The organism is Streptomyces sp. NPDC092296 (assembly GCF_044755465.1).
Taxonomy (GTDB): domain Bacteria; phylum Actinomycetota; class Actinomycetes; order Streptomycetales; family Streptomycetaceae; genus Peterkaempfera.
The window spans coordinates 1,623,349-1,649,387 of the sequence record NZ_JBIVRB010000001.1; the positions used below are offsets into that span (position 1 = coordinate 1,623,349).

Annotated in this window: 25 protein-coding genes and 5 tRNA genes; 20 read left to right on the forward strand and 10 right to left on the reverse strand. The window is 73.6% G+C overall.

The features are described 5' to 3' along the window. Positions 1-606: 606 nt before the first annotated feature. The 4 genes from ACIQGZ_RS07390 to ACIQGZ_RS07405 form a co-directional block, all read right to left on the reverse strand. Positions 607-1,209 carry a GTP-binding protein gene (locus tag ACIQGZ_RS07390; RefSeq protein WP_402599854.1) on the reverse strand — a complete coding sequence of 201 codons (603 nt, stop codon included), beginning with the start codon at positions 1,207-1,209 and terminating at the stop codon, positions 607-609. Next, a complete protein-coding gene (locus ACIQGZ_RS07395) occupies positions 1,190-1,615 on the reverse strand; it encodes a DUF742 domain-containing protein (protein WP_402599855.1) in 426 nt (141 codons plus the stop codon). The genes ACIQGZ_RS07390 and ACIQGZ_RS07395 overlap by 20 nt, the downstream gene beginning before the upstream one ends. Positions 1,616-1,709: 94 nt before the next feature. After that, positions 1,710-2,123: a roadblock/LC7 domain-containing protein gene (locus ACIQGZ_RS07400; protein WP_402600017.1), complete on the reverse strand. Its 414-nt coding sequence runs from the start codon at positions 2,121-2,123 to the stop codon at positions 1,710-1,712. A 10-nt stretch (positions 2,124-2,133) separates the two neighbouring features. Beyond that, a complete protein-coding gene (locus tag ACIQGZ_RS07405) occupies positions 2,134-5,877 on the reverse strand; it encodes a nitrate- and nitrite sensing domain-containing protein (protein WP_402599856.1) in 3,744 nt (1,247 codons plus the stop codon). Between the two features lie 600 nt (positions 5,878-6,477). Between ACIQGZ_RS07405 and ACIQGZ_RS07410 the strand changes: the two genes are divergently transcribed. From ACIQGZ_RS07410 to ACIQGZ_RS07445, 8 genes are all read left to right on the forward strand, one after another. Then, the gene (locus tag ACIQGZ_RS07410) at positions 6,478-6,666 is read left to right on the forward strand and encodes a hypothetical protein (protein WP_402599857.1); all 189 of its coding nucleotides are present in this window, start codon (positions 6,478-6,480) and stop codon (positions 6,664-6,666) included. Between the two features lie 129 nt (positions 6,667-6,795). Then, on the forward strand, positions 6,796-7,578 hold the full coding sequence (locus ACIQGZ_RS07415) for a fumarylacetoacetate hydrolase family protein (protein WP_402599858.1): 783 nt from the start codon (positions 6,796-6,798) through the stop codon (positions 7,576-7,578). After that, a complete protein-coding gene (gene gltX, locus ACIQGZ_RS07420) occupies positions 7,571-9,082 on the forward strand; it encodes a glutamate--tRNA ligase (RefSeq protein ID WP_402599859.1) in 1,512 nt (503 codons plus the stop codon). Before ACIQGZ_RS07415 ends, gltX begins: the two co-directional genes overlap by 8 nt. A gap of 330 nt (positions 9,083-9,412) precedes the next feature. Then, a tRNA-Gln gene (locus tag ACIQGZ_RS07425) sits at positions 9,413-9,484 on the forward strand. Positions 9,485-9,556: 72 nt separating this feature from the next. Next, positions 9,557-9,629, forward strand: a tRNA-Glu gene (locus tag ACIQGZ_RS07430). A gap of 47 nt (positions 9,630-9,676) precedes the next feature. Continuing rightward, a tRNA-Glu gene (locus tag ACIQGZ_RS07435) sits at positions 9,677-9,752 on the forward strand. A gap of 11 nt (positions 9,753-9,763) precedes the next feature. Next, a tRNA-Glu gene (locus ACIQGZ_RS07440) sits at positions 9,764-9,836 on the forward strand. Between the two features lie 4 nt (positions 9,837-9,840). Then, positions 9,841-9,912: transfer RNA gene (locus tag ACIQGZ_RS07445), tRNA-Gln, on the forward strand. Between the two features lie 129 nt (positions 9,913-10,041). Here the strand turns inward: ACIQGZ_RS07445 and ndgR are convergent. Further along, complete coding sequence (gene ndgR / locus ACIQGZ_RS07450; protein ID WP_402599860.1) at positions 10,042-10,755, reverse strand: IclR family transcriptional regulator NdgR; 714 nt, start codon at positions 10,753-10,755, stop codon at positions 10,042-10,044. Between the two features lie 161 nt (positions 10,756-10,916). On the opposite strand from ndgR, the gene leuC reads away from it, so the two are divergent. From leuC to ACIQGZ_RS07470, 4 genes are all read left to right on the forward strand, one after another. Continuing rightward, positions 10,917-12,338 (forward strand): 3-isopropylmalate dehydratase large subunit, encoded by a 1,422-nt coding sequence (gene leuC / locus ACIQGZ_RS07455; RefSeq protein ID WP_402599861.1) that lies wholly within the window; start codon positions 10,917-10,919, stop codon positions 12,336-12,338. Between the two features lie 5 nt (positions 12,339-12,343). Then, on the forward strand, positions 12,344-12,940 hold the full coding sequence (gene leuD / locus ACIQGZ_RS07460; RefSeq protein ID WP_402599862.1) for a 3-isopropylmalate dehydratase small subunit: 597 nt from the start codon (positions 12,344-12,346) through the stop codon (positions 12,938-12,940). A gap of 137 nt (positions 12,941-13,077) precedes the next feature. Then, positions 13,078-13,341, forward strand: a complete 264-nt coding sequence (locus ACIQGZ_RS07465; RefSeq protein WP_402599863.1) for a hypothetical protein — start codon at positions 13,078-13,080, stop codon at positions 13,339-13,341. A gap of 125 nt (positions 13,342-13,466) precedes the next feature. Beyond that, complete coding sequence (locus ACIQGZ_RS07470) at positions 13,467-14,165, forward strand: HU family DNA-binding protein (RefSeq protein ID WP_402599864.1); 699 nt, start codon at positions 13,467-13,469, stop codon at positions 14,163-14,165. 212 nt (positions 14,166-14,377) lie between these two features. Here the strand turns inward: ACIQGZ_RS07470 and ACIQGZ_RS07475 are convergent, their stop codons facing one another. Both ACIQGZ_RS07475 and cofC read right to left on the reverse strand, forming a co-directional pair. Beyond that, positions 14,378-14,596, reverse strand: a complete 219-nt coding sequence (locus ACIQGZ_RS07475; RefSeq protein WP_402599865.1) for a hypothetical protein — start codon at positions 14,594-14,596, stop codon at positions 14,378-14,380. Between the two features lie 4 nt (positions 14,597-14,600). Then, positions 14,601-15,317 carry a 2-phospho-L-lactate guanylyltransferase gene (cofC, locus tag ACIQGZ_RS07480; protein ID WP_402599866.1) on the reverse strand — a complete coding sequence of 239 codons (717 nt, stop codon included), beginning with the start codon at positions 15,315-15,317 and terminating at the stop codon, positions 14,601-14,603. Between the two features lie 243 nt (positions 15,318-15,560). Between cofC and ACIQGZ_RS07485 the strand changes: the two genes are divergently transcribed. From ACIQGZ_RS07485 to ACIQGZ_RS07495, 3 genes are all read left to right on the forward strand, one after another. After that, positions 15,561-16,409 carry a lysophospholipid acyltransferase family protein gene (locus ACIQGZ_RS07485; protein ID WP_402599867.1) on the forward strand — a complete coding sequence of 283 codons (849 nt, stop codon included), beginning with the start codon at positions 15,561-15,563 and terminating at the stop codon, positions 16,407-16,409. Beyond that, complete coding sequence (locus ACIQGZ_RS07490) at positions 16,406-17,407, forward strand: NAD(P)H-dependent glycerol-3-phosphate dehydrogenase (protein WP_402599868.1); 1,002 nt, start codon at positions 16,406-16,408, stop codon at positions 17,405-17,407. The genes ACIQGZ_RS07485 and ACIQGZ_RS07490 overlap by 4 nt, the downstream gene beginning before the upstream one ends. Positions 17,408-17,506: 99 nt before the next feature. Then, on the forward strand, positions 17,507-18,664 hold the full coding sequence (locus tag ACIQGZ_RS07495) for a D-alanine--D-alanine ligase family protein (protein ID WP_402599869.1): 1,158 nt from the start codon (positions 17,507-17,509) through the stop codon (positions 18,662-18,664). Between the two features lie 64 nt (positions 18,665-18,728). Here ACIQGZ_RS07495 and ACIQGZ_RS07500 read toward each other — a convergent pair whose 3' ends face one another. Further along, positions 18,729-19,238: a DUF3515 domain-containing protein gene (locus ACIQGZ_RS07500; RefSeq protein WP_402599870.1), complete on the reverse strand. Its 510-nt coding sequence runs from the start codon at positions 19,236-19,238 to the stop codon at positions 18,729-18,731. A gap of 20 nt (positions 19,239-19,258) precedes the next feature. Beyond that, positions 19,259-19,492, reverse strand: a complete 234-nt coding sequence (locus ACIQGZ_RS07505; RefSeq protein ID WP_402599871.1) for an Lrp/AsnC family transcriptional regulator — start codon at positions 19,490-19,492, stop codon at positions 19,259-19,261. A gap of 267 nt (positions 19,493-19,759) precedes the next feature. Between ACIQGZ_RS07505 and ACIQGZ_RS07510 the strand changes: the two genes are divergently transcribed. From ACIQGZ_RS07510 to ACIQGZ_RS07525, 4 genes are all read left to right on the forward strand, one after another. Then, positions 19,760-20,716: a thiamine-phosphate kinase gene (locus ACIQGZ_RS07510; RefSeq protein WP_402599872.1), complete on the forward strand. Its 957-nt coding sequence runs from the start codon at positions 19,760-19,762 to the stop codon at positions 20,714-20,716. A 170-nt stretch (positions 20,717-20,886) separates the two neighbouring features. Further along, positions 20,887-21,912, forward strand: a complete 1,026-nt coding sequence (locus ACIQGZ_RS07515) for a 6-phosphofructokinase (protein WP_402599873.1) — start codon at positions 20,887-20,889, stop codon at positions 21,910-21,912. A 23-nt stretch (positions 21,913-21,935) separates the two neighbouring features. Further along, positions 21,936-22,763 (forward strand): bifunctional hydroxymethylpyrimidine kinase/phosphomethylpyrimidine kinase, encoded by an 828-nt coding sequence (gene thiD, locus ACIQGZ_RS07520; RefSeq protein ID WP_402599874.1) that lies wholly within the window; start codon positions 21,936-21,938, stop codon positions 22,761-22,763. Between the two features lie 291 nt (positions 22,764-23,054). Next, positions 23,055-23,723 carry a hypothetical protein gene (locus tag ACIQGZ_RS07525; RefSeq protein ID WP_402599875.1) on the forward strand — a complete coding sequence of 223 codons (669 nt, stop codon included), beginning with the start codon at positions 23,055-23,057 and terminating at the stop codon, positions 23,721-23,723. Between the two features lie 106 nt (positions 23,724-23,829). Here the strand turns inward: ACIQGZ_RS07525 and rpmB are convergent, their stop codons facing one another. Continuing rightward, positions 23,830-24,015 carry a 50S ribosomal protein L28 gene (gene rpmB, locus ACIQGZ_RS07530; RefSeq protein ID WP_009714771.1) on the reverse strand — a complete coding sequence of 62 codons (186 nt, stop codon included), beginning with the start codon at positions 24,013-24,015 and terminating at the stop codon, positions 23,830-23,832. Between the two features lie 277 nt (positions 24,016-24,292). On the opposite strand from rpmB, the gene ACIQGZ_RS07535 reads away from it, so the two are divergent. Continuing rightward, positions 24,293-26,026, forward strand: a complete 1,734-nt coding sequence (locus tag ACIQGZ_RS07535) for a DAK2 domain-containing protein (RefSeq protein WP_402599876.1) — start codon at positions 24,293-24,295, stop codon at positions 26,024-26,026. Positions 26,027-26,039 lie beyond the last annotated feature (13 nt).

Here is a 26,039-nt window from a genome sequence, read left to right on the forward strand (position 1 = left end):
GAGGCTGGGCCCGAGCCGGCCGCTGAACCCGAGCCGGCCGCTGAACCCGAGCCGGTCGGGGAACCGGGGCCGGGCTGCTCGGCGGAGGCGGTGAAGGGCGTGAAGGCGGCACGGTCCACCGGGGTACCGGGGTCTGCGGCCGCTCCCGTCCGGGGCTCGGGGCGCCGCTGCGGGGGTTCTGGCTGCTTACGCCTCACTCGACAACAACCTCTCGGCCGTACGACGGCCATGGATCAATCCAGCGGCACTCTCCGGGACGCGGCCTGCTGCGCGGCGGCTCAGACGGAGGTGCCCCGGGAGTAGCTGGAATTTCAGCACGTGCACGCCGGGGGGAACAAACAGCTGTGCATGACCCTTGAGTGGAAGGCAAATCAGACGTTTCCCCCCACGGGGCGACGAATGACCGTGGGAAGTTGGGCACAACGGACCGGTTCGGGCACGTACTGTGACCGCGTCCAGGCAAATTCCTACCGAACCGTTATCCAGCCTGACGCCCGTCCGGGGGCGTGCGGCCGAACGGGCCACGCGGGGGCGCGTCCCCCGGCGCGGCGGGGCGGCCCGCGACGCGCCGGAGGACGCGTGGACCGGGCCGCCCATCGCCGCCCCTTACCTCAGCCGGGCGAGGAGGGCGTGCTCGACGAGGGTGATCAGCGCGGACTTGGCGCTGTCCCGGCGTCGGGCGTCGGTGGTGATGATCGGGGTGTCCGGGCCGAGTTGCAGTGCCTCGCGGACCTCTTCGGGGCTGTGCGGCTGGTGTCCGTCGAAGCCGTTGAGCGCGATGACGAACGGCAGTCCGCTGTTCTCGAAGTAGTCGATCGCGGGGAAGCAGTCGGCGAGCCGGCGGGTGTCGACCAGGACGACGGCGCCGATGGCGCCGCGTACCAGGTCGTCCCACATGAACCAGAAGCGGTCCTGGCCCGGGGTGCCGAAGAGGTAGAGGATCAGATCCTCGTCGAGGGTGATGCGGCCGAAGTCCATGGCCACCGTGGTGGTGGTCTTGCCCGCGGTGTGGGTGAGGTCGTCGATGCCCGCCGAGGCGGACGTCATGACGGCCTCGGTACGCAGCGGGTTGATCTCGGAGACCGTACCGACCAGGGTGGTCTTGCCGACACCGAAGCCACCCGCGACGACGATCTTCGCGGAGGTGGTCGCCCGGGTCGGTGTCCCCCCGTACCCCGGGTCGGCCGGCCTAGAGCTTGCGAAGTCCACTGAGCACCCTTTCGAGCAGTGTCACGTCGGGCTGTCCGCCGGCGTCGCCCGCGGCAGCGGGCTGGTGGATGGCGACCAGGCCGGCTTCGGCCAGGTCGGCGACGAGGATGCGTGCCACGCCGAGCGGCATGCTCAGCAGCGCCGAGATCTCCGCCACCGACTTGATGTCCTGGCAGAGGTGCACGATGCGCTGGTGCTCGGGCAGCAGCCCGCCCTGCCGACCGGCGGCGGCGGTGGTGGTGATCAGCGCCTCGATGGCGAGCTGGTACCGCGGCCGGGTGCGGCCGCCGGTCATCGCGTACGGGCGTACCAGCGGCTGCTGGTCGTAGTCGCCTGACTGCTGGTCACCGTAGCCGTTGCCGTACCCGTTTCCGTACGGGCCGGCCGATCCGGGGGGCGGGGTCATGAATCCTCCTTGCGCTGCACGGGTCGCACCCGGGTCAGCGGGGTGGCTCTCCCGGTGGCGCGGCCGGACGGCCGCGCCACCGGACAGGTGAGGGTCAGTGCAGCAGGCTTCCCTGGAGTTCTGCGCGCAGGGCGGGGGTCAGGACATCGCCGGCCCGGTCGACCAGCAGGGCCATCTCGTACCCGACCAGGCCGATGTCGGAGTCCGGGGAGGCCAGCACCGCCAGCGACGAGCCGTCGGAGATGGCCATCAGGAACAGGAACCCCCGCTCCATCTCGACCACGGTCTGGTTGACCTCGCCGCCCTCGAAGATCCGGGACGCCCCGGAGGTGAGGGAGGTGAGGCCGGACGCCACCGCGGCGAGCTGGTCGGCCCGGTCGCGGGGGAAGCCGTCGGACATCGCGAGCAGGAGTCCGTCGGCGGAGACCACCACCGTGTGGGACACCCCGGGGGTGTTGTCCACGAAATTGGTGATCAACCAGTTCAGGTTGCTCGCCGCCTGGCTCATCTGGCTCAACTCAACGCTCCTGGTGGTCGGGGCCGTAGGCGCCGTTGCCGAATGCATCGGTCCCGTTGTTCGGGTACCCGCCGGGCCGGGCCTGTGGGGGCTCCGAGGCGCCGGCGCGGCGGCCCTGCTGGATGCCGCGGCGCAGGTTGGTGAGCCTGCCCCGGACCTCCTCGGGCGCGCGGGAGACCTGGGGGCCTCCCAGCGGCGCCTGCTCCGCGGTGCCGGACACGAGGTTGGCCCGGGGGACACGGCGGGGCAGGCCGGACGGGGTGATCCCGTCCGAGGCCGGCTCGCGCACCTGCTCGGCGCGCCGCCAGCGCTCGTCGTTCGCGGAGGACCGCCATGGGGCTCCGGCGGCGGACGGGTCCTGCTGCATGCCCGGCTGCTGCATGCCGGACTGGATGGTCGGCTGCTGCTGCATCCCCGACTGCTGCATGCCCGGCTGCTGCATGCCCGACTGCTGGGCGCCGGGCTGCGGCGCCTGGGCGGCCGACCGCCGCTGCGGGGTGGCGGGACCGGGCTGGAACAGGTTGCGGGAGGGCTCCTGCTGCTCCTGCGGGGCCTGGGGCGCCGGGGCGCTCGCGTTGCGCTCCGGGTTGACCTGGACCGCGCGCATCCGGCCGGCCGCGCCGGTACGGAACCAGTTGGACTCCATCGCCGCGAAGATCGGCGACCCGGCGTCCCCGGCCGACTGCTGGACCGCCTCCGCGCTCATCGGGCGGGTCAGCGGGTCGGTGTCACCGCCCGGGGGCAGTGCCATCGGCTGCTGGGGGGCGTTCGGCCGGTCGGCCCGGACGCCCTGGTCAGGGACGCCCTGGCCACGGACGCCCTGCTGCTGGTGGTGCTGGGGGTGCCCCTGCTGCGGCTGCACGGGGGCCGGCAGCTGCGGCGACGGCGGCTGCGGGGCCGGCGGCACCGGGCCGAGGCCCAGCGGGTCGCGCGGGTCGATCTCGGCCTCGTAGTGCGGCCGGGCGAACTGCACGGTGCTGTCCAGCGCCTCGGCCGGCTGGGGCCGGGGCTGCTCCGGACTGATCGGGTTGGGGCCACCCGCGTTCGGGCCGCCGGGGTTGGGGCCGGTCGGCTGCGGGGCGAAGCCGCGCGCCGGACGCTCGGCCTCCTGGCCCCGGCCGGGCAGGCCCTGCTGCGGGGCGTGCTGCTGACCGTGCTGGCCGTGCTGCTGGGCTTGACCGTGTTGCTGGGCCTGGCCGTGCTGCTGGCCCTGCCCACCGCGCGGGTCCGGGCCGGCGGCGGCGTGCTGGGTGTGCTCGCCGGCCCAGGCGCCGTCGCCGGTGGGCAGCTCGGCGGCGGGCATCGGCTGCTGCGGGCGCTGGGCGGGCCCGTCCTGCTGCCTGCGGCGGCCGGGCTCGGCGGCGCGGTCACCGGGGTTGCGGCCGCCGGGGTTGCCGGGGCCGGGGATGTTCGGGTTGCCGGGGCCGGTCGGCGGCAGCTGCTGGCCACGGCTGGGCAGGCCGGACCCGGTCTGCCCCGGGGCGCCCTGGCCGCCGGCGCCGATCTCGGGGCGCGCGCCCTTGCCGAGGGCGCCCGCCGCCGCGTCCGCGCCGGGGACCGCACGCTGGCGCGGGGTCGGTCCGGCGCTGCGCTGCTGCCTGCCGGACGCCGCGCCCCGACCGCCGCGGCGGTCGGCCACATTGGTGACGTCCACCGGCAGCATGACCAGGGCGGTGGTGCCGCCCGAGTCGCTGGGGCGCAGCTGGATACGGATGCCGTGCCGCAGCGACAGCCGGCCGACCACGAACAGGCCCATCCGACGGGAGACGGAGACGTCCACCACCGGGGGGTTGGCCAGCCGCTCGTTGATGTCGGCCAGGTCGTCGGGCGAGAGGCCGATACCGGTGTCGTGGATCTCCACCAGCACCCGGCCGTCCGGCAGGGCGTGACCGGTGACCCGGACGCGGGTCTGCGGGCTGGAGAAGGAGGTCGCGTTCTCCAGCAGCTCGGCGAGCAGGTGGACGAGGTCGTTGACGACCCGTCCGGCGACGTCGGCGGACGGCACCGAGGCCAGCTCGATGCGCTCGTACTGCTCCACCTCGGAGGCGGCGGCACGCAGCACGTCCACCAGCGGGACCGGGCGGGTCCAGCGGCGGCCCGGGTCCTCGCCCGCGAGGACGAGCAGGTTCTCACCGTTACGGCGCATACGGGTCGCCAGGTGGTCCAGCTTGAAGAGGCTGGCCAGCTGGTCGGGGTCGGCCTCGCGGCTCTCCAGCTCGGAGATCAGCGACAGCTGACGCTGGATCAGGCCCTGGCTGCGGCGCGAGAGGTTGGTGAACATCGCGTTGATGTTGCCTCGCAGCAGCGCCTGCTCGGCGGCCAGTCGGACCGCCTCGCTGTGCACCATGTCGAAGGCGTGCGCCACATGGCCGATCTCGTCCGTGGAGTCGACGCCCACCTTGGCGACCGTGACGTCCACATCGTGCGGGTCGGCCTCGGAGAGGGTCTTGACCAGCTCGGGCAGCCGCCGCTCGGCGACGTCCTCGGCGGCCTCCTGAAGCCGGGTCAGCGAACGCACCATGGACCGGGCCACCAGGGCGGCGCCGGCCACCGCGACGATCAGCACGAAGGCGATCAGCACACTGCTGATGATCGTCTCGGTCTGCGCCTCGGAGCGCAGCTCGGACGCCTGCGCCTGGAGCTCCTCCAGCAGCCGCGTCTCGATGCCGTGCATCAGCGTCATCTTGGCCTTGGACGTGCTGTACCAGTCCAGGTAGGTCATCGGCTTGACCTGGTTGATGCCGTTGGGCGTGAGCACCTGCGACGCGTAGCTGTCGGAGATCTTCACCTCGGCGTTCAGCGACAGCGGGGCGAGCAGCGCCTCCGCCCGGTCCGCGCCGTAGATCGCGCTGAAGGTGGTGAGCGAGCTGTCGACGTTGCTGATCAGGTTGGCGCCGAAGGTCTCGTCGCTGGAGCTGAGGTCGGGCTTGGGCTTCATCGCGAAGCCCGCGCCGATCAGCGCCCGCTCCATGGAGACGTCCTCCTTGGCGAGGGAGAACTGCTGGAGCGCGCGGGTGCTCTCGATCAGCTTGGAGTTGCTGGAGGTGAGCGCCAGCTCCTGGCTGATCGCGATCAGGCCCGAGATCACCGAGTCGTAGCCGGTGATGGTGGACTGGAGGTTGGTGGGCTGCTTGTACGCCGAGTCACGCAGCGTGGCCAGCCGGCTGACGGCGTTGGTGACCTGGGCGATGGCCGCCGAGCCGCCGGGCAGGTCCAGCGACTCGAAGTCCTTCGCGGACACCAGGAAGGAGTGGTAGATGGTGTCGGTGTCATGACGTGCCGCCAGCACGTCGTCGTCGTCGCGGTTGCCCTGGACCAGCGGCCCCGCGCTGATGTCGCGTTCGGTCTGGATGGCGTCGGAGACGGCGGTGGCCCGAGAGGCCAGGGTGCTCAAGGCGGTCATCTGCTCGAGCTGGTGCGCGTTCTGGAGCGAGGTCTGGATGCGCAGGCCACCCAGGACCAGGGCGGCCAGCACGGGCAGCACCAGCAGGGCGATCAGCCGGGTCCGGATGCGCCAGTTGCGCAGCGCCAGTCGGCGCAGACCGGTGGCCTTGCGCCGGGCCTTGGCCCGCTCCAGGCGTGCCCGGGTCTTCGCCCGGCGGCTCTGGTCGCCGCTGTCCGCGTCGGGGGCGGTCCCTGCTCCCCCCGGTGCGGCCTTCGGATCTGCCTGCTGGGAGGCGGCTGCGGGCTCGCGCTCCTCCGGGTCGCCTGCGGCGCCGCTACCCCTTTTGAAACGTCCCTGCACTAGCGTCGCAACCTCTGGACCAGGCGTCCCCCGCGCTGCCGCGGCGGGACGGTGTCGAGTTTCGAATCCGCAACCCGGATCGTCCGGGTCTGCCCGGGACCGCCGTGTCGGCCCCCGCGCTGCTCAGCGCTCCGAAGGCTGCGCCTCCGGCGGTCCGTGGAATTCCAGCACAGCGGGGGATCTCCAACAAGGGGCGTCACTGGGCCTTCACCCTGGCTACGCTCCGCTGGCCGGTATTCACGGTCTGTGTGCCACGGCCGCTGGAATACTGCATCTTTCGGACACGTGGCTGTCGTAGCTTATGCGACGCGGCGGGGGTGCCCGGAGGGAAATGTCGGGACTGTGCCCGATGCCGGGAAATCGAAGGGGACTCGAATGCCCGGATTGTCGCTTTCTGTAATCAAATTGTGACCAAAATCACAGGCTGCGATGTAGCCTCGCTCACGGTGCCTGTGGAAGAAGATCCCTACCCTGGCCACGTGCAGGGACCTCCGGGGCGGGAGCGATGTCGGTGGCAGGCGGGCGCCTCCCGGTGTCCTGCCCCGTTCTGCGGGCCCTGACACCACCGGCTGCCAGATCCATGACAACTAGGGGTCACACGTGTCCACGAAGTCCACGCTGAGCTTCCGTCCGACGGCCAACCCGCGGCGGACCACCCTCGCCTCGCTGGAGGGTTTCCAGACGCTGCCCGCCCGCGACGACGAGACCGCCGAGCCGGCGCCGCTGCCCCGCAGCACCGCCAACCCGCGCCGCACCGTGCTGATGCAGCTGCCCGTCCGCGAGGGCTGAGCCGCCCGGGGCGGGGGCGCCCCGGCGCCCCCGCCCCCGTCGTCCGCTCCGTCGCGCCGCGCTGCGGCCACGGGTGCCGCGATAGCCTGGGGAGACGATCAGCCGTCGACCAGAGGGACAGAGCCACCCGTGCGCATCGCCAGATTCTCCATCGACGGGAACGTCTCCTTCGGCGTGATCGAGGGCGACGTCAACCAGCCGGAATCCCTCTACGTACACGCCCTGGCCGGTCACCCGTTCGGCCCACCGCAGCCCACCGGCGAGCGGCACCGGCTGTCCGACGTCCGGCTGCTCACCCCGATGCTGCCCAACAAGATCGTCGCGGTCGGCCGCAACTACGCGGCGCACGCGGCGGAGTTGGGCAACCAGGTGCCCGAGGTCCCGCTGACCTTCTTCAAGCCCTCCACCGCGGTGATCGGCCCCACCGAGTCCATCGCCTACCCGCCGTTCTCCTCCGATGTGCAGTACGAGGCGGAGCTGGCCGTGGTCATCGGCCGGATGTGCCGTGAGGTGCCGGCCCAGCGGGTGCCCGAGGTGGTCTTCGGCTACACCTGCGCCAATGACGTGACCGCCCGCGACGTGCAGCAGCGCGAGGGCCAGTGGGCGCGGGCGAAGGGGTTCGACACCTCCTGCCCGCTCGGCCCCTGGATCGAGACCGACCTCGACCCCGCCGACCTGGCCGTCACCTGCACCGTCAACGGCGAGCTCAGGCAGGCGGGGCGCACCTCCCAGATGGTGCGCTCGGTGGCCGACCTGATCGTCCACATCTCCGAGGCGATGACCCTGCTCCCGGGCGACGTCATCCTCACCGGCACCCCGGCGGGTGTGGGCCCCCTCCACGTCGGCGACGAGGTCGCCGTCTCCATCGAAGGCATCGGCACTCTCACCAACAAGGTGATCAAGCGTGGTTAATGCAACCCCGGACCCGACCGTCCGGGTCCGCTTCTGTCCCTCCCCGACCGGCAACCCGCATGTCGGGCTGGTCCGCACCGCCCTGTTCAACTGGGCGTTCGCCCGGCACAACGGCGGCACCCTGGTCTTCCGGATCGAGGACACCGACGCGGCCCGCGACTCTGAGGAGTCGTACCAGCAGCTGCTGGAGGCCATGCGCTGGCTGGGCTTCGACTGGGACGAGGGCCCCGAGGTGGGCGGCCCGCACACGCCCTACCGGCAGTCGCAGCGGATGGACGTCTACGCCGACGTCGCCCGCCGGCTGCGCGAGGCCGGCCACGCGTACGAGTGCTTCTGTAGCACCGAGGAGCTGGACGCCCGCCGCGACGCGGCCCGCGCCGCCGGCCGCCCCTCCGGCTACGACGGCCACTGCCGCGACCTGACCGAGGCCCAGCAGGCCGCCTACCGGGCCGAGGGCCGCAAGCCCATCGTGCGCTTCCGGATGCCGGACACCACCATCACCTTCCAGGACCTGGTGCGCGGCGAGCTCACCTTCGAGCCGGAGCACGTGCCCGACTACGGCATCGTGCGCGCCAACGGCGCCCCGCTCTACACCCTGGTCAACCCGGTGGACGACGCCCTGATGGGCATCACCCATGTGCTGCGCGGCGAGGACCTGCTCTCCTCGACGCCCCGTCAGATCGCGCTGTACGCGGCACTCGGTGAGATCGGCGTCGGCAGCGGCACCGCCCCGCACTTCGGCCACCTGCCGTACGTCATGGGCGAGGGCAACAAGAAGCTCTCCAAGCGCGACCCGCAGGCATCGCTCAACCTCTACCGCGAGCGGGGCTTCCTCCCCGAGGGGCTGCTCAACTACCTGGCGCTGCTGGGCTGGTCGCTCGCGGAGGACCGCGACCTGTTCTCCATGGCGGAGCTGGTCGAGGCGTTCGACATCTCCAAGGTGAACGCCAACCCGGCGCGCTTCGACCTGAAGAAGGCCGAGGCGATCAACGCCCACCACCTGCGGGAGCTGCCCGCCGACGAGTTCGCCCGCCGGCTGGTGCCGTTCCTCCAGGCGGCCGGGCTGCTGCCCGCCGAGCCGACCGCCGAGCAGCTGGCGCTGCTGGGCCGCGCCGCGCCGCTGACCCAGGAGCGGATGGTGGTGCTCGGTGAGGTCGTCGGGATGCTGGGCTTCCTCTTCGCCACCCCGGCCGACTTCGCGGTCGACCCGGCCGACGCGCAGAAGGTGCTCACCGCCGACGCCCGCCCGGTGCTGACGGCCGGTGTCGCGGCGCTGGAGGGGCTGGCGGACTTCACCCCGGAGCCCATCCAGGCCGCGCTGCGCGAGGCGCTGGTGGAGGGGCTGGGCATCAAGCCCAAGTTCGCCTTCACCCCGCTGCGGGTGGCGATCACCGGCCGCCGGGTCTCGCCGCCGCTGTTCGAGTCCATGGAGCTGCTGGGCCGTGAGGAGACCCTGCGCCGGCTGCGGGCCGCGCTGGAGCTGATCCCGGCCGACGCGGGCTGACCGGCGCGCCCGACCTCCCGCACCGTTTGCAGGGCCCGCTCGTCACCGAGCGGGCCCTGCGCCGTTCCCCGGCCGTTCCCCGGCCGTGGCGGGCCCTGCCACCGGCTGCGCCGCCCCGGGCGGCGCGCGGCGTACCGGATCTGGCCGGATCGGGTCGCCACGGGGCGCCCGGCAGCCGTACGCTCGCGACTCCGGCCGCGCTGCCACGCCTTATCGATTTGGGAGCCGCGCCGGGCATCGGGTAATGTTCTTCCTGCGCCGCCCGGGAAGGACCGCAAGGACCGACCAGGAGGCGCAAGCCAAGCGAAGCTCCCACCGGGAGTCGAGCGATGGGGTATGGGGTAATTGGCAGCCCGACGGATTCTGGCTCCGTTAGTCTAGGTTCGAGTCCTGGTACCCCAGCGAGAGTTCTCGCTGGTCACGGCCCTCCGGTCACCGGAGGGCCGGGCCATGAGCGCTCCACCTCAAGATCAAGCCCCCGTTGTGTAGCGGCCTAGCACGCCGCCCTCTCAAGGCGGTAGCGCCGGTTCGAATCCGGTCGGGGGTACTCTTGAGACTTCCGCTCCGGTCCGCCGGTGCGGTGGATCTGGTCCCGCCCCCGTTGTGTAGCGGCCTAGCACGCTGCCCTCTCAAGGCAGTAGCGCCGGTTCGAATCCGGTCGGGGGTACCAGACCAGTTCAAGCCCCCGTTGTGTAGCGGCCTAGCACGCCGCCCTCTCAAGGCGGTAGCGCCGGTTCGAATCCGGTCGGGGGTACTGATGGGGTATGGGGTAATTGGCAGCCCGACGGATTCTGGCTCCGTTAGTCTAGGTTCGAGTCCTGGTACCCCAGCGATGAATTTCGCTGGACGCAAGCAACAGAAGTCCCCCGGCAGCGCCGGGGGACTTCTGCTTTTCCCGGGGATTGCGGGAACGCGCGTCGCCCCGGAATCCACGCGGGGGATTCCGGGGCGACGGGGGGTCAGCTGCGGCGCAGCGCGTCGGTGAGCCGGCCGGCGGCCTCGATGATGGCCTGGGCGTGCATCCGGCCCGGGTGGCGGGTCAGCCGCTCGATCGGGCCGGAGACGGAGACCGCCGCCACCACCCGGTTGGACGGGCCGCGGACCGGCGCCGAGACGGACGCCACGCCCGGCTCCCGCTCCCCGATGGACTGGGCCCAGCCACGGCGCCGTACGCCGGAGAGCGCGGTGGCGGTGAAGCGGGCACCCTGCAAACCCCGGTGCAGCCGCTCCGGCTCCTCCCAGGCCAGCAGCACCTGTGCGGCGGAGCCCGCCTTCATCGGCAGGGTGCTGCCCACCGGGACGGTGTCCCGCAGGCCGGAGAGCCGCTCGGCGGCCGCCACGCAGATCCGCATGTCGCCCTGGCGGCGGTAGAGCTGGGCACTCTCACCGGTCACGTCGCGCAGATGCGTCAGCACCGGCCCGGCGGTGGCCAGCAGCCGGTCCTCGCCCGCCGCCGCCGCCAGTTCGGCCAGTCGCGGTCCCAGGATGAAGCGCCCCTGCATGTCCCGGGTGACCAGGCGGTGATGCTCGAGCGCGACCGCCAGGCGGTGCGCGGTGGGTCGTGCCAGTCCGGTGGCGGCGACGAGTCCGGCCAGAGTGGCGGGGCCGGACTCCAGAGCGCTCAGCACCAGAGCCGCCTTGTCGAGAACGCCGACGCCGCTAGAGTTGTCCATGCCCTGATATTGCAGTCTCAGATCGCGAGACGCAAGTTCATTATCCCGGGATCTCCGTCACTCTTGGGGAGGCAGCCCGGAATCGTCGGCGTACAGGTGCGGCGGCAGGGCGGCTTCATCACACGAGAAGACCGGCAGTGCGGCCGGTCGGAGGGAAAGCGATGGGACGGACACTCGCGGAGAAGGTCTGGGACGACCACGTCGTCCGGCGCGCCGATGGCGAGCCCGACCTCCTCTTCATCGATCTGCACCTGCTGCACGAGGTCACCAGCCCGCAGGCGTTCGACGGCCTCCGGCTGGCCGGGCGGAAGGTCCGGCGGACCGATCTCACGATCGCCACCGAGGACCACAACACCCCGACGCTCGACATCGACAAGCCCATCGCCGACCCGGTCTCCCGCACCCAGCTGGAGACGCTGCGCCGCAACGCCGCCGAGTTCGGCGTCCGCATCCACTCGCTGGGCGACGTGGAGCAGGGCGTGGTGCACGTGGTGGGCCCGCAGCTGGGCCTGACCCAGCCCGGCATGACGGTGGTCTGCGGCGACAGCCACACCTCCACCCACGGCGCCTTCGGCGCGCTGGCGTTCGGCATCGGCACCAGTCAGGTCGAGCATGTGCTGGCCACCCAGACGCTGCCGTTGGCCCCCTTCCGGACCATGGCGGTCACGGTGGAGGGCGAGCTGCCCGAGGGCGTCACCGCCAAGGACCTGATCCTGGCCGTGATCACCCGGATCGGCACCGGCGGCGGCCAGGGCTACGTCATCGAGTACCGGGGCTCCGCCATCCGCAAGCTCTCGATGGAAGCGCGGATGACCATCTGCAACATGTCCATCGAGGCGGGCGCTCGGGCCGGCATGATCGCCCCGGACGACACCACCTTCGACTACCTCAAGGGCCGCCCGCACGCCCCGGCCGGCGAGGACTGGGACGCCGCCGTGGCGTACTGGCGCACCCTGGCCACCGACCAGGACGCGGTCTTCGACCACGAGGTCTACATCGACGCGAGCGAGCTGAGCCCGTTCGTCACCTGGGGCACCAACCCCGGCCAGGGCGCCCCGCTGAGCGCCGCCGTGCCGGACCCGGCGTCCTTCACCGACCCCTCCGAGCGCACCGCCGCCGAGAACGCCCTGACCTACATGGGCCTGACCGCCGGCACCCCGCTGCGCGAGGTGAAGGTCGACGCCGTCTTCGTCGGCTCCTGCACCAACGGCCGGATCGAGGACCTGCGCGCCGCCGCGGCCATCCTCCAGGACCGCAAAGTCGCCGACGGCGTACGGATGCTGGTCGTCCCCGGCTCGGTGCGGGTCGCCCTCCAGGCCGTCGAGGAGGGCCTGGACAAGGTCTTCACCGCCGCCGGCGCCGAGTGGCGGCACGCGGGCTGCTCGATGTGCCTGGGCATGAACCCGGACCAGCTGGCCCCGGGTGAGCGCTGCGCCTCCACCTCCAACCGCAACTTCGAGGGGCGGCAGGGCAAGGGCGGCCGCACCCACCTGGTGTCGCCGCAGGTGGCCGCCGCCACCGCCGTGCTCGGCCGGCTGGCCGCACCGGCGGACCTGAACGACCGCATCGCTGTGGAGGCCTGAGACCGATGGAGAAGTTCACCGACCACACCGGCCGGGCCGTCCCGCTGCGCCGCAGCAACGTCGACACCGACCAGATCATCCCCGCGCACTGGCTGAAGAAGGTCACCCGCAGCGGCTTCGAGGACGGCCTGTTCGAGGCCTGGCGCAAGGACGAGTCCTTCGTCCTCAACCAGCCGCAGTGGCAGGGCGCCACCGTGCTGGTGGCCGGGCCCGACTTCGGCACCGGCTCCTCCCGTGAGCACGCGGTCTGGGCGCTGCAGAACTACGGCTTCAAGGCCGTGATCTCGTCCCGCTTCGCCGACATCTTCCGGGGCAACTCGCTGAAGAACGGCCTGCTGACGGTGATCCTGCCGCAGGAGACCGTGGAGCGGCTCTGGGCGCTGGTCGAGGCCGACCCGACGGCCGAGGTCACCGTGGACCTGGAGGCGCGTCAGGTGCGCGCCGAGGGCATCACGGCCGACTTCGAGCTGGACGAGAACGTCCGCTGGCGGCTGCTCAACGGCCTGGACGACATCAGCATCACGCTGGCGCAGGAGGACCAGATCGCCGCCTTCGAGGCGACCCGTCCCGCGTTCAAGCCGCGCACCCTGCCAGTCGCCTGACCGCTGCCGCGCACCGAAGGCCGGCGGCCCGCTCCCGATCACCTCGGGGCGGGCCGCCGGCCTTCGCCGTTCCCGGACCCGGACCCGCCGCCGGACCCGCCGCCGGGACAAGTCGCCCGAGCTGGCACAATCGGAGCATGGAGCGCCGCCCTGAACCCCCGTACGAGAGCGGCGACCCGCAGGAGGCCGCGCTCTACGCCGTGGTGGCCGAGCGTCTGAAGCAGGCGCACGCCCGAGTGCGTGCGCTGAACGTGTCTGAGGAGACCAGGGTCGCGTTGGTCCGCCGACTGCTCGCGGTGACCGAGTCCGCGAAGCGGGATCTCCCGGCGGCGGCACGGCGGTTGGGACGCATCGTGGCCGAGCTGGACGCCGGGCGGCTGCCCCCGCCGCCGGGCCGGTGACCCGTGAATCCACTGCGGCACTAGGGTGATTCGTCCGTTTGGTAATTGCAAGACTGCATATACATGCCTAACGTGCGAAATACGCCGGTGGATTCACCGGCGTGCCGGTTTCCGAAGGGGAAGACGTGAACAAGGCACAGCTTGTCGAAGCGGTGGCCGAGCAGCTCGGTGGTCGTAGGGCCGCCGCCGAGGCAGTGGATGCTGTGCTCGACACCGTCGTCCGCGCTGTCGTGGCCGGTGACCGGGTCTCGGTCACCGGCTTCGGTACGTTCGAGAAGGTGGACCGCTCCGCGCGGTTCGCCCGCAATCCGCAGACCGGCGAGAAGGTCCGGGTCAAGAAGACCTCGGTACCGCGCTTCCGGCCGGGCCAGGGCTTCAAGGACCTGGTCAGCGGCAGCAAGAAGCTGCCCAAGGAGGGCCCGTCGGTCAAGAAGGCCCCCAAGGGCTCGCTCACCCCCGGCAAGGGCGGGACGACCGCGGCCGTGAAGCGCGCCGCCGCCAAGCGCACCGCCACCGCGGCGGAGGCCGCCGTCACCGCGCGGCCCGCCAAGAAGACCGGTGCCAAGAAGGCCGCACCGGCGGCCGCCAAGAAGGCCGCCGCGAAGAAGGCCGCGCCGGCCGCGAAGAAGGCCGCCGCCAAGACCGCCGCGCCCGCCAAGACGGCCGCCTCGGCGGCGAAGAAGACCACGGCGAAGAAGGCCGCGTCGACCGCCAAGAAGAGCCCTGCCAAGAAGAGTTCGGCCGGCGCCAAGAAGACCGCGTCGGCCCGGAAGGCCGCCGCACGCCGGGCGGTCACCCGCAAGATCGCCGCCCCGGCCGGCTGACGGCCGCGCCGATCCCCGCCGCGCCGATCCCCGCCGCTCCGGCGCCCCGATCCCGCGACAGCACGACCCCGCGACAGCACGATTCCGCGACAGTGCGACCCCTCGACGGCACGAGCCGCAGGCCGCCCCCGGCGTCACCGGAGGCCGGGCCCTGCGGCTTCGTCGTCTCCCCGTACCCGGCGCCGTGCCCGTACCCGCGCCGTACGCCCGGCTCAGGCGCCGGGATCGGGGAAGGTCTGCAGGGTGAGGAAGACCACCCGCCGTGCCGCGCCCTCGCCCTCGGTACGGATGCGCACCCGCTGACCGGGCCGCAGCAGCCGCAGGCCCCCCGCGTCGAAGGCCGCCGCGTCGAACGGCAGCGGCGTCCCGTCGTCGAGCAGCACCGAGCCGGAGCGCGTGTCGGGCGAGAAGGTGAAAGCCGTGGCCTGCATGCGCTCAGGGTAGTGGGCGCCCCACCGGCCGCCCGCCGCGCCCCGACGGCCGCAGTGCCCCGGCGACCGCGGCGGTGCGCGGCCCCACCCCCAGCGCCAGCGCCTGCGCCAGGTCCTCCCCGGTGTCCACGTCCCGCCGCACCGAGGGCACGTCCGGCAGCGTGATCTCCCGGGCCCCGGACGCCAGATGGCGCCGCCGGGAGCCGCCGCCGAAGGCGGGTGCCGGAGCGACGCCCGGCGCCGCCGCCAGCAGCGTGGTCCCGGTCCCCGGCGCGTCGGCCAGGAACGCCCGCCCGCCGACCGGCACCCGCGCCAGCACCCGGGCCAGCTCCGCCGCCCGCAGCGCCGGCAGGTCCGCCGACAGCGCCGCCACCGGCGCCGCCGGAGCCAGCACCCGGGCCCGCGCCATGCCGTGCCGCAGCGCCGGATTGAGGCCCAGCGCCGGTTCGTCCGGCACCACCAGCGCCCCGGCGGCCCGCAGCGCCGCCCCGGCCTGCGGGTCGTCGGTGACCACCAGCAGCCGGGCGACCGCCGGGCAGCGCAGCGCCGCCGCCGCCGTGTCCAGCGCGAAGGCCAGCGCCAGCTCGCCGCGCAGCCCGCCGGCGTACGGGCCCAGCCGGCTCTTGGCGATCGCCAGCGGCTTCAGCGGCAGCACCAGGGACCAGTCGGCGGGGGGAACGCAGCCGGCTTCGGCACAGGGGCGTACGGTGTCCTGGTTCATCGGCGCCATTCTCGTACCGCCGGACGCCCGCGCGCTCCGGTCACCGGGCCGTCGGACGTGCCTTTCGTCACGTGCGCCCGGTCGGCGCGAGGGTTCCTCGACAGCCGGCCGAGCGGCGGGACAGACTGGTCCGGCCGCCGCCACCGGGCCGATGACGGTCTCCGCGGACCACCGCCGGGGAGGCCGGGGAACGGCAAAGATCCGCGGCCCGCAGGGTGCCGCGCAGTCAGAGGAGGACCTGGGGTGGCCCGCCGCTCTAACGCCGGATACGGCTTCTGGTACCGCTTGGCGGCCGTGCTCGTGAAGCCGCTGCTGCTCCTCCTGGTGAAGCGGGAGTGGCGCGGCTGGCAGCACATGCCCGTGGAGGGCGGCTTCATCACCGCCGTCAACCACATCTCGTACTTCGACCCGCTCACCTATGGGCACTACCAGTACAACAGCGGCCGCCCGCCGCGCCTCCTGGCCAAGTCCGGGCTGTTCGCGATCCCCTTCGTGGGCATGATGCTGCGCAACATGGGCCAGATCCCGGTCTACCGGGAGTCCACCGACGCGGCGCACGCCTTCCGGGCGGCGGTGGCGGCGGTGAACAGCGGCGAGTGCGTCGCCGTCTACCCCGAGGGCACCCTCACCCGGGACCCGGACCTGTGGCCGATGACCGCCAAGACCGGTGCCGCCCGGGTCGCGCTGATGACCGGTGCGCCGGTGATCCCGGTGGCGCAGTGGGGCGCCCATGAGATCGTCCCGCCGTACGCCAAGCCGGGGCAGCGCCGGTTCCGGTTCTTCCCCCGGCAGCGGGTGACGGTGGTGGCCGGACCGCCGGTGGACCTGGAGCGGTACCGGGGCAAGGACCTCACCGCCGAGGTGCTGCGCGAGGCCACCGAGGACATCATGGCCGCCATCACCGCCCTGCTGGCGGAGATCCGGGGCGAGCAGCCGCCGGCCGTCCGCTTCGACCTGCGGCGCAGCGCCAAGGAGCGGCGCGCCCAGCGGGCCGCCGAGGCCGCCGAGACGGTGCCCGCCCAGGCCGGCGAGCCGGCGGAGCCCGCCGAGCCCGCCGCCCGGCCCGGCACGCCCGAGGAGACCGCCAAGTGACCCGCTGCGCCGTCTACGGCAACGGCTCCTGGGGGACGGCCTTCGCCATGGTGCTGGCCGACGCGGGCTGCGAGGTGGTCCTCTGGGGCCGCCGGGCGGAGCTGGCCGACGCCGTCAACCGCACCCATGTCAACCCGGCGTACCTGCCCGGGGTGCGGCTGCCGGAAACGATCACCGCCACCAGCGACCCGGCGGCGGCCGCCGCCGGCGCCGAGTTCGCGGTGCTGGCGGTGCCCTCGCAGACGCTGCGCGGCAATCTGGCCGCCTGGGCGCCGCTGCTGGAGCCGGACGCGGTGCTGGTCAGCCTGATGAAGGGTGTGGAGCTCGGTACCGCCAAGCGGATGAGCGAGGTGATCGCGGAGGTCGCCGACGCGGGCCCGGAGCGGGTCGCGGTGGTGAGCGGCCCCAACCTGGCTGGTGAGATCGCCAACCGGCAGCCCGCCGCCTCGGTGGTGGCCTGCGCCGACGAGGACGTCGCCAAGCGGCTCCAGGCGGCCTGCCACACCGGGTACTTCCGCCCGTACACCAACACCGACGTGGTCGGCTGCGAGCTGGGCGGCGCGGTGAAGAACGTGATCGCGCTGGCCGTCGGCATGGCGGACGGCATGGGCCTGGGCGACAACACCAAGGCGTCGCTGATCACCCGGGGCCTGGCCGAGACCTCCCGGCTCGGCCGCGCGTTCGGCGCCGACCCGTACACCTTCGCCGGGCTGGCGGGTATGGGCGACCTGGTCGCCACCTGCTCCTCGCCGCTCTCCCGCAACCACACCTTCGGCATCAACCTGGGCCGTGGCATGACGCTGGCGGAGGCCGTCGCCGCCACCAGCCAGACCGCCGAAGGGGTGAAGTCCTGCGAGTCGGTGCTGGACCTGGCGCGCCGCAGCGGGGTGGAGATGCCGATCACCGAGGCGGTGGTCGACGTGGTGCACAACGGCAAGCCCACCGGGCGGGTGGTCAAGGAGCTGATGTCCCGCTCCGCGAAGGCCGAGCGCCGGTAGCGGCCCCATCAGCGCGGTGCGGGGACACCCGGACGGGCGGCGGCCGGACGGCCGCTCGCCGGGCCGTGCCCGCACCGCGCCGGTAGTGTCGGCCGCGTTATGAGCAGCGAAACGACCTCCGCGAACCAGGACGGGCCCGCCCCCGGGCGCAAGCTCCGTGTCGCCCTCGTCTTCGGCGGGCGAAGCTCCGAGCACGCCATCTCGGTCTCCACCGCCGGCAGTGTGCTGCGCGCCATCGACCGGACGGTCTACGAGGTGCTGCCGATCGGCATCACCCAGGACGGCCGCTGGTCGCTGACCTGCGACGAGTCCGCGCGGATGGCCATCACCGACGGCCGGCTGCCCAGCGTCGAGCAGGTCGCGGAGTCGGCCGAAGGCCAGGTGGTGCTGCCGGTCAGCCCGGTCTCCCGCGAGGTGGTCTGGAACGAGCCCGGGGCCGTGCCCAAGCTGCTGGGCGAGGTCGATGTGGTGCTGCCGCTGCTGCACGGCCCCTGGGGCGAGGACGGCACCCTCCAGGGCCTGCTGGAGCTCTCCGGGGTGCCGTACGTCGGCTCCGGGGTGCTGGCCAGCGCGGTCGGCATGGACAAGGAGTACACCAAGCGGGTGCTCGCCTCGTTCGGCATCGAGGTCGGCCCATACGCGGTGGTTCGCCCCCGGGACTGGGAGACCGAGGACGGCCGGACCGCCGCTCGCAAGCGGATCGGGGAGCTGACCCCGCCGCTCTTCGTCAAGCCCTGCCGGGCCGGCTCCAGCATGGGCATCACCCTGGTCCGGGACCTCACCGAGCTGGACGCGGCGATCGAGGAGGCCCGCCGCCACGACCCCAAGGTGATCGTGGAGCAGGGCCTGGCCGGCCGCGAGATCGAGTGCGGCGTGCTGGAGTTCGAGGACGGGCCGCGCGCCAGCCTGCCGGCCGAGATCAAGGTCGGCGGCGACTTCGCCTTCTACGACTTCGAGGCCAAGTACATCGACGCCTCCGAGGTCGAGGTCCCCGCCCGGCTCCCCGCCGCCGAGACCGCCGCGCTGCGCGCGCTGGCGGTGCGCGCCTTCGAGGCGCTGGGCTGCGAGGGGCTGGCCCGGGTCGACTTCTTCCGGCTGGACGACGGCCGCTGGGTGGTCAACGAGATCAACACCATGCCCGGCTTCACCCCCATCTCGGCCTACCCCAAGATGTGGGAGGCCACCGGGGTGCCCTACCGGGAGCTGGTCGACCGGCTGCTGAAGGCGGCGCTGCGGCGCTCCACCGGGCTGCGCTGACGCGTGATCCGGTGAGGCGGCCCCTCACTCGGTGAAGCGGGCCCTCACTCGGTGAGGCGGCCCCTCACTCGGTGAAGCGGGACGGGATGGTCTTCCGCACCGCGTCCGAGATCGGCGGCAGCGCGTCGGTCGGGCTCGGATACGCCCCGTCCGGGACGGTCACCTCCACATCGGCCCGCCGCTCCACCGTGGTGAAGCGGTAGCCGTCGCCGGTGCGCTCGATCAGCCAGTCCACGTCGTTCACGGTGACCGCGTCGGACTTCGGGTGCTCGATCAGCAGCCGAGGCACCGGCACCCCGCACCTGAGCACGGTACGCGGATCGCTGTGCCAGGCCGCCGTGTACGGCGAGGCGGGCTGCGGGTCCTGCCGCGTGCGTCCCTGCACGCTGCGCGGCAGTGCCCGGTCCAGCGCGGCGCAGTACGGCGCGGCGGCGGCGTCCGGGGTGGGCGGCTCCACCCTCGGGTCCGACCGCCACCACAGGAAGCCGCAGGCCAGCAGGGCCACCAGCACGGCGGAGAGCAGCAGCAGGCGGCGCTGCGCGGTACCGGAGGTGAATCGGGCGGGGACGGTCACCGTCCGATCATAGGAGGGGGCTACAGATGGACCACCGGGCAGGTCAGGGTCCGGGTGATCCCCTCGACCTGCTGGATGCGGGCCACCACCAGGCGGCCCAGCTCGTCCACGGTCTCGGCCTCGGCCCGTACGATCACGTCGTACGGCCCGGTGACGTCCTCGGCCCGGGTCACCCCGGGGACCTCCGAGATGGCCCCGGCCACGGCGGTGGCCTTGCCGACCTCGGTCTGGATCAGGATGTATGCCTGCACCACGGTTGGACCTCCTGGCAGCTGGGGGTGGAGATCGTCACGTCGTCCCGAAGCCACGCTACCGCGCGGCACGGCCCTGCGGGGAGACCCGCGTCGCCGGGCAGGGCTACGCTGCGCGCTGGGAGGGCCGTACGGGCTCCGCGGCGGCGGTGCCCCCGGGTGGCGGCCGCCCGGTGTACATGAGACCGGTGTACACGAGACCGGTGTACACGAGACGGCTGTGCACAAGACCGGCGTACACGAGATCCGTGGTCCAGGGAAGGACGGCACATGCAGGGCACCGTGGGCGAGCTCGGGGAGTTCGGACTCATCCGGGAACTGACCGCCCGGCTGCCGCCCAACCCGGCCGTCGACCTCGGCCCGGGTGACGACGCCGCCGTGGTGAAGGCCCCCGACGGCCGGGTGGTCGCCACCACGGACGTGCTGCTCGAAGGCCGCCACTTCCGCCGCGACTGGTCCACCGCCTATGACGTGGGCCGCAAGTCCGCCGCGCAGAACCTGGCCGACATCGCGGCCATGGGCGCGGTGCCCACCGCCCTGCTGCTCGGCCTGGTCGCCCCGGCCGACCTGCCCGCCACCTGGGCCACCGAGCTGATGGACGGGCTGCGGGACGAGTGCCAGGTGGCAGGGGCCGGTGTGGTCGGCGGGGACGTGGTGCGCGGTGACACCGTGATGCTGGCGATCACCGCGCTGGGCGACCTGCGCGGCCGGGCGCCGGTCACCCGGTCGGGCGCCCGGCCCGGCGACGTGGTCGCGGTCACCGGCTGGCTGGGCTGGTCGGCGGCCGGCTACACCGTGCTCTCCCGGGGCTTCCGCTCGCCGCGTGCCTTTGTGGAGGCCCACCGCCGCCCCGAGCCGCCGTACCACGCCGGGCCGGCCGCCGCCGAGCTGGGCGCCACCGCGATGATCGACGTCAGCGACGGCCTGGTCGCCGACCTCGGCCATGTCGCGGCGGCGAGCCGGGTCGACATCGACCTGCGGGCCGCCGACTTCGACGTGCCCGCCCAGATGGCCGACATCGGGCAGGCGGTGGGGGTGGACCCGCTGGTCTGGGTGCTCTCCGGCGGCGAGGACCATGCCATCGTCGCCACCTTCCCGCCGGAGGTGGCGCTGCCCGCCCGCTGGCGGGTGGTGGGCGAGGTGGCGGCGCCCCGCCGCTCCGGCGCGGTCACCGTGGACGGCGCGCCCTGGGACCGGGCGGGCGGCTGGGACCACTTCGGCGGCTAGCGGCCCTGGCCCGCGACCGCGTGCGGCGGTCGGCCGCGCTCCGGCGTGCGCGCGGCTCGCCCGGCGCACCGGCGCGTCCGGGTGGGCCGGGCGGCTGCTTCGGGTATGTCTGGGGAGGTATGTCCGAACCCGGGGGAGCCGAGACGGCGGGCAGGAGCTCTGGCAACGTTATGCGCATCGGTGTGCTGACCAGTGGCGGCGACTGCCCCGGCCTCAATGCGGTGATCCGCTCCGTGGTGCACCGCGCCGTGGACGTGCACGGCGACGAGGTCGTCGGCATCGAGGACGGCTACCTGGGGCTGATCGAGCAGCGGTCCAGGCCGCTGGACCACGACGACGTCCAGGGCCTGCTCACCCGGGGCGGCACCATCCTGGGCTCCTCCCGGGTCGAGCCCGCCCGCATCCGGCGGGCGGTCGCCGAGGCGCCCGCGCTGGCCGCCGCGCTGGGCATCGACGCGCTGATCGCGATCGGCGGCGACGGGACCTTCGCCGCGGCGCAGCTGTTCTGCGAGGCCGGGCTGCCGGTGGTCGGCGTACCCAAGACCATCGACAACGACGTCAACGCCACCGACACCTCCTTCGGCTTCGACACCGCCGTGTCGGTCGCCACCGAGGCCATCGACCGGCTGAAGACCACCGCCGAGTCGCACCAGCGGGTGATGGTGGTCGAGGTGATGGGCCGGGAGGCGGGCTGGATCGCGCTGGAGGCCGGGACGGCGGGCGGTGCGCACGGCATCCTGCTGCCGGAGAAGCCGTTCGACATCGAGTCGGTCTGCGTGATGATCGAGGAGCGGTTCGCCCGGGGCAAGAAGTTCGCCATCGTCGTGGCGGCCGAGGGCGCCCGGCCGGCCCCCGGCACGCTGCGGCTGGACCCCGGCGTCGTCGACCGCTACGGCCACCGCCGCTACGGCGGCATCGGCACCCGGCTGGCCCAGGAGCTGGAGCACTGGCTCGGCAAGGAGTCCCGGCCGGTGATCCTCGGCCACATCCAGCGCGGCGGCCCGCCCACCGCCCGTGACCGGGTGCTCGCCACCCGGTTCGGCTGGCACGCGGTGGAGGCCGTCCACAAGGGCGCCTCCGGCTACTTCACCGCGCTGCGCGGCACGCTGGTGGAGCTGATGCCGATCGCGGACGCCATCGCCGAGCCCAAGACCGTCCCCCGGCAGCGGCTGCTGGAGGCCGAAGCGGTGCTCTGAGACGGCGGCGGTAGGTTGGGACCATGCCCGACATCCACACGTCCGACTCCGTCGCCCCCCGCCAGGCCCCGCCCCGGGTGCTGACCGTCGCCGGCTCCGACTCCGGCGGCGGCGCGGGCATCCAGGCCGACCTCAAGGCCATGCTGGCGCTGGGCGTGCACGGGATGAGCGTGATCACCGCCGTCACCGCGCAGAACTCACTGGGCGTCCAGGGCTACTGGGAGCTGCCCGCCGAGGCCGTCCGGGCACAGTTCCGCAGCGTGGTGGACGACATCGGGGTGCAGGCGGTGAAGACCGGCATGCTCGCCTCCATCGAACTGGTCACCACCGTCTCCGAACTGCTCGCCGGGGTGGACGCGCCGGTGGTGGTCGACCCGGTCGGCGTCTCCAAGCACGGTGACGCGCTGCTGGCGGCCGAGGCGGTCGCCACCGTACGGGAGCTGCTGCTGCCGGTGGCCACCGTCGCCACGCCCAATCTGCACGAGGTCGAGCAGCTCACCGGGGTCCGGGTGGCCGGTGAGCAGGACATGCACCGGGCCGCCGAGGCGATGCTGGCGCTGGGGCCGCGCTGGGTCCTGATCAAGGGCGGCCACCTGTCCGGCGAGGCCGCCGACCTGCTCAGCGACGGCACCAGCGAGCACTGGTTCCGCGCCGAGCGGTACGACAACCGGCACACCCACGGCACCGGCTGCACCCTGGCCAGCGCGGTCGCCGCCGAACTCGCCAAGGGCCGTGACATCCCCGACGCGGTCGCCGCCGCCAAGGACTACGTCACCGGCGCCATCCGCGCCGGCTTCCCCCTCGGCTCCGGCATCGGCCCGGTCGACCACGCCTGGCGCCTCCGCGCCTGACCCGTGCGGCCCCGGGTGATCGTTCAGGGGCGCGGCGAACTGCGCGGGAACCACGCATGTGCGTGGTGGGCTGTACGTACAGTCCGTCCGCCCGTTGGTGACGCCCGCAGTTCCGCGCTGCGCGAGCACCCCGCACATGCATGGAGCGATCCGGCCGAACCGTCCCGCTCGGGTGAGCCCGAGCGGGACGGTACGCATGGGTGGGGCGCTCTCGGGGAAGGCCCATCAGCAACAGCAGGCGAGATCGGTCGTCCCTCCGCGACTGCGGGGCACGCTCGGGAGGCGAGGATGATGGCCGCCGAGACAGCACAGCCGCACGGCGGCGGCAGCGGGCGCGGACCCGTCCGGACGCTGGCGCGCCGCACCACGCTCTGCCTGCGCCAGGCGTGCGCCGCCGACCGCAACCCCCTGTGCCGCAGCAGCGACCGCAGACGGGCCAGGCTGCTGCTGGCCCTGGTGGCGATGCTGCTGCTGGCCCCGCTGCTGGCCGCCCTGGCCAGCGGCATGGTCTACCGCCACGGCCGGGACGCCGCCGCCGCCCAGGCCGCGCGGCGGCACCAGGTGACCGCGGTGACGCAGGTCCGGGCGCCGGACAACCGGGTCCGGGTGGGCCAGCAGTTCGAGGTGCCGACCGCCGCCCGGTGGAGCTACCCGGCCGGGCACGCCAGGAGCGGCCCGGTGATGGTCGCCCCGGGCACCGCCGCCGGGACCAAGGTGCCGCTGTGGGTGGACGGCGCCGGGCAGCCGACCCAGCCGCCGCGCAGCCGGGCCGACATCGCCGCCGACGCGTGGTTCGCCGCGGCCGGTACGCTCGCCGCGTTCGCCGCCCTCACCGTGACCGGCGCGGGCATCGCCCGCCGGAGCCTGGAGCGGCGCGACGACGAGGCGTGGGCCCGGCAGTGGGCCGAGGTCGAACCGGACTGGTCCGGCCGCCGCCCGCACGGCATCGACGGCCGCTGAGCCCCGGGCCGCTGAGCCCGCTCCTGAGCCTGCCCGGACAAGCGGAAGGCCGGCCCACCCCAGCGGGGTGGACCGGCCTTCGACGAACCGGGTGCCGGCCTGCGCGTCAGCGCGAGACCTTGCCGGCCTTGATGCACGAGGTGCAGACGTTGAGCCGCTTCGGCGTCCGACCGACCACAGCACGCACCGTCTGGATGTTGGGGTTCCAACGACGGCGGGTGCGGCGGTGCGAGTGGGAGATGTTGTTGCCGAAGCCCGGCCCCTTGCCGCAGACGTCGCAGTTGGCAGCCACGGGAGTCACTCCAAAGACTTCAGATCAGGTACGTTCCAAAACCCCGGAAGACCGCGGACCGTGGGTACGGGTACTGGGTCAGACCGAGAACGCCCGGGTCGGCCCCGGGCAACCGGAGCAGCATACACGCGCCGCTCCCGTAAGTACGAAACTACCATGGCTCGGGCACCGGCCGCCGCCGACCGCCCTCCGGGCCCGGATAGCCTTCCTGCCTGGACAGCCCATTCGGGGCGGACCGTGAACCGGGGTCCGCCGCACGCGCCAGTGAGGAGACCCGGTGCCGGACACGCTCGACGCTCCCGCCGTACGCACCTGGTGCCGGCTGTCGCTGGCCGCCCTGGGGCAGGCCCGCGAGGAGATCGACGCGCTCAACGTCTACCCCGTACCCGACGGCGACACCGGTACCAACCTCTACCTCACCGTCGAGTCGGCCGCCGCCGCGCTCGACCGGGCCTTCGAGCAGCCCGCCGACGGCGCCGCCCCCGGCCTGGCCGGCGCCATGCGGGCGATGGCGCGGGGCGCGCTGCTGGGGGCGCGCGGCAACTCCGGGGTGATCCTGGCCCAGCTGCTGCGCGGCATGACCGAGGTGCTGGCCGACGGCGCCGGACCCGACAGCCCCGGACCCGACAGCCCCGGACCGGGCAACCTCGGACCGGGCAACCTCGGACCGGCCATCGGGGACGCCGCCGCGCTGCGCCGGGCACTGCGCCGCGCCGCCGACGCCGGGTACGAGGCCGTCGCCCGGCCCGTCGAGGGCACCATGCTCACCGTCGCCGCCGTCGCCGCGCAGGCCGCCCACGACTGCCCCGGCGGCCTGGTCGAGGTCGCCGCCGCCGCCCACGAGGCGTCCCGCCGCGCCCTGGCCCGCACCACCCGCCAGCTGGACGTCCTCGCCCGCGCCGGGGTGGTCGACGCCGGGGGCCGCGGCCTGGTCGCCGTACTCGGCGCCCTGGCGGACGCCGTGGCCGACCACACCCCGATGGGCCCGCTCGCGCTGCAACCCGGCCGCGCCCGCCACCCGGAGGCCCCCATGGAGCCGGACGGCGGCTGCGCGGCCGACCCGGAGCCGGTCGCGGCCGGCCACCCCGCCTTCGAGGTGATCTACCTGCTGGACGCCCCCGACGAGGCGCTGCCCGCACTGCGCGCCCGGCTGGACGCGCTCGGCGACTCCCTGGTGGTGGTCGGCGGCGACGGCCTGTGGAACGTCCATGTGCATGTGGACGACGCCGGCGCAGCCGTCGAGGCCGGAGTGGCGGCCGGCCGCCCGCACCGGATCAGGATCACCCACTTCGGTGACACCGCCCGGCAGGCGGCGGGCGGCGACCCGCCCCCGCACCACCACGAGCAGCCGGGCCGGGCCGTGGTCAGCGTGGTGCACGGCACCGGCATCGCCCGGCTGTGCACCGAGGCCGGCGCCGCCGTCCTGCACGCCGACCCCGACCGGCCGCCGTCCAGCGCCGAGCTGGCCGGCGCCGTCCGCCGGGCCGGAGCCCGCGAGGTGGTGCTGCTGCTCAACGACGCCGAGCTGCGGGCGGTCGCCGGGGTCGCCGCCGACCAGCTGCGCCGCGACGGCATACGGGTCGCCGTCATCCCCACCCGCTCACCGGTCCAGGGGCTGGCCGCGCTCGCCGTGCACGAGACCGGGCGGCGCTTCGACGAGGACGTCGTCGGCATGACCTCGGCGGCCGGCGCCACCCGCTACGCCGAGCTGGCCGTGGCCGAGGGGGAGTCCTGGACGATGGCCGGGGTCTGCCAGGCGGGGGACGTCCTCGGCCTGATCGACGGCGATGTGGCCGTGATCGGCGCCGACCTGGTCTCCACCGGCGAGGTGGTGCTCGACCGGATGCTCGCCGCCGGCGGCGAACTGCTCACCCTGATCCTCGGCGAGGGCGTCCCGCAGCGGCTGGCGGACCGGCTGGTCGCCCATGTGCGGCGGCTGCGCCCCGAGGTCGACACGGTGGTCTACGACGGCGGCCAGGAGTCCGCGCCGCTGCTGATCGGCCTGGAGTAGGCGCGGGGCGCCG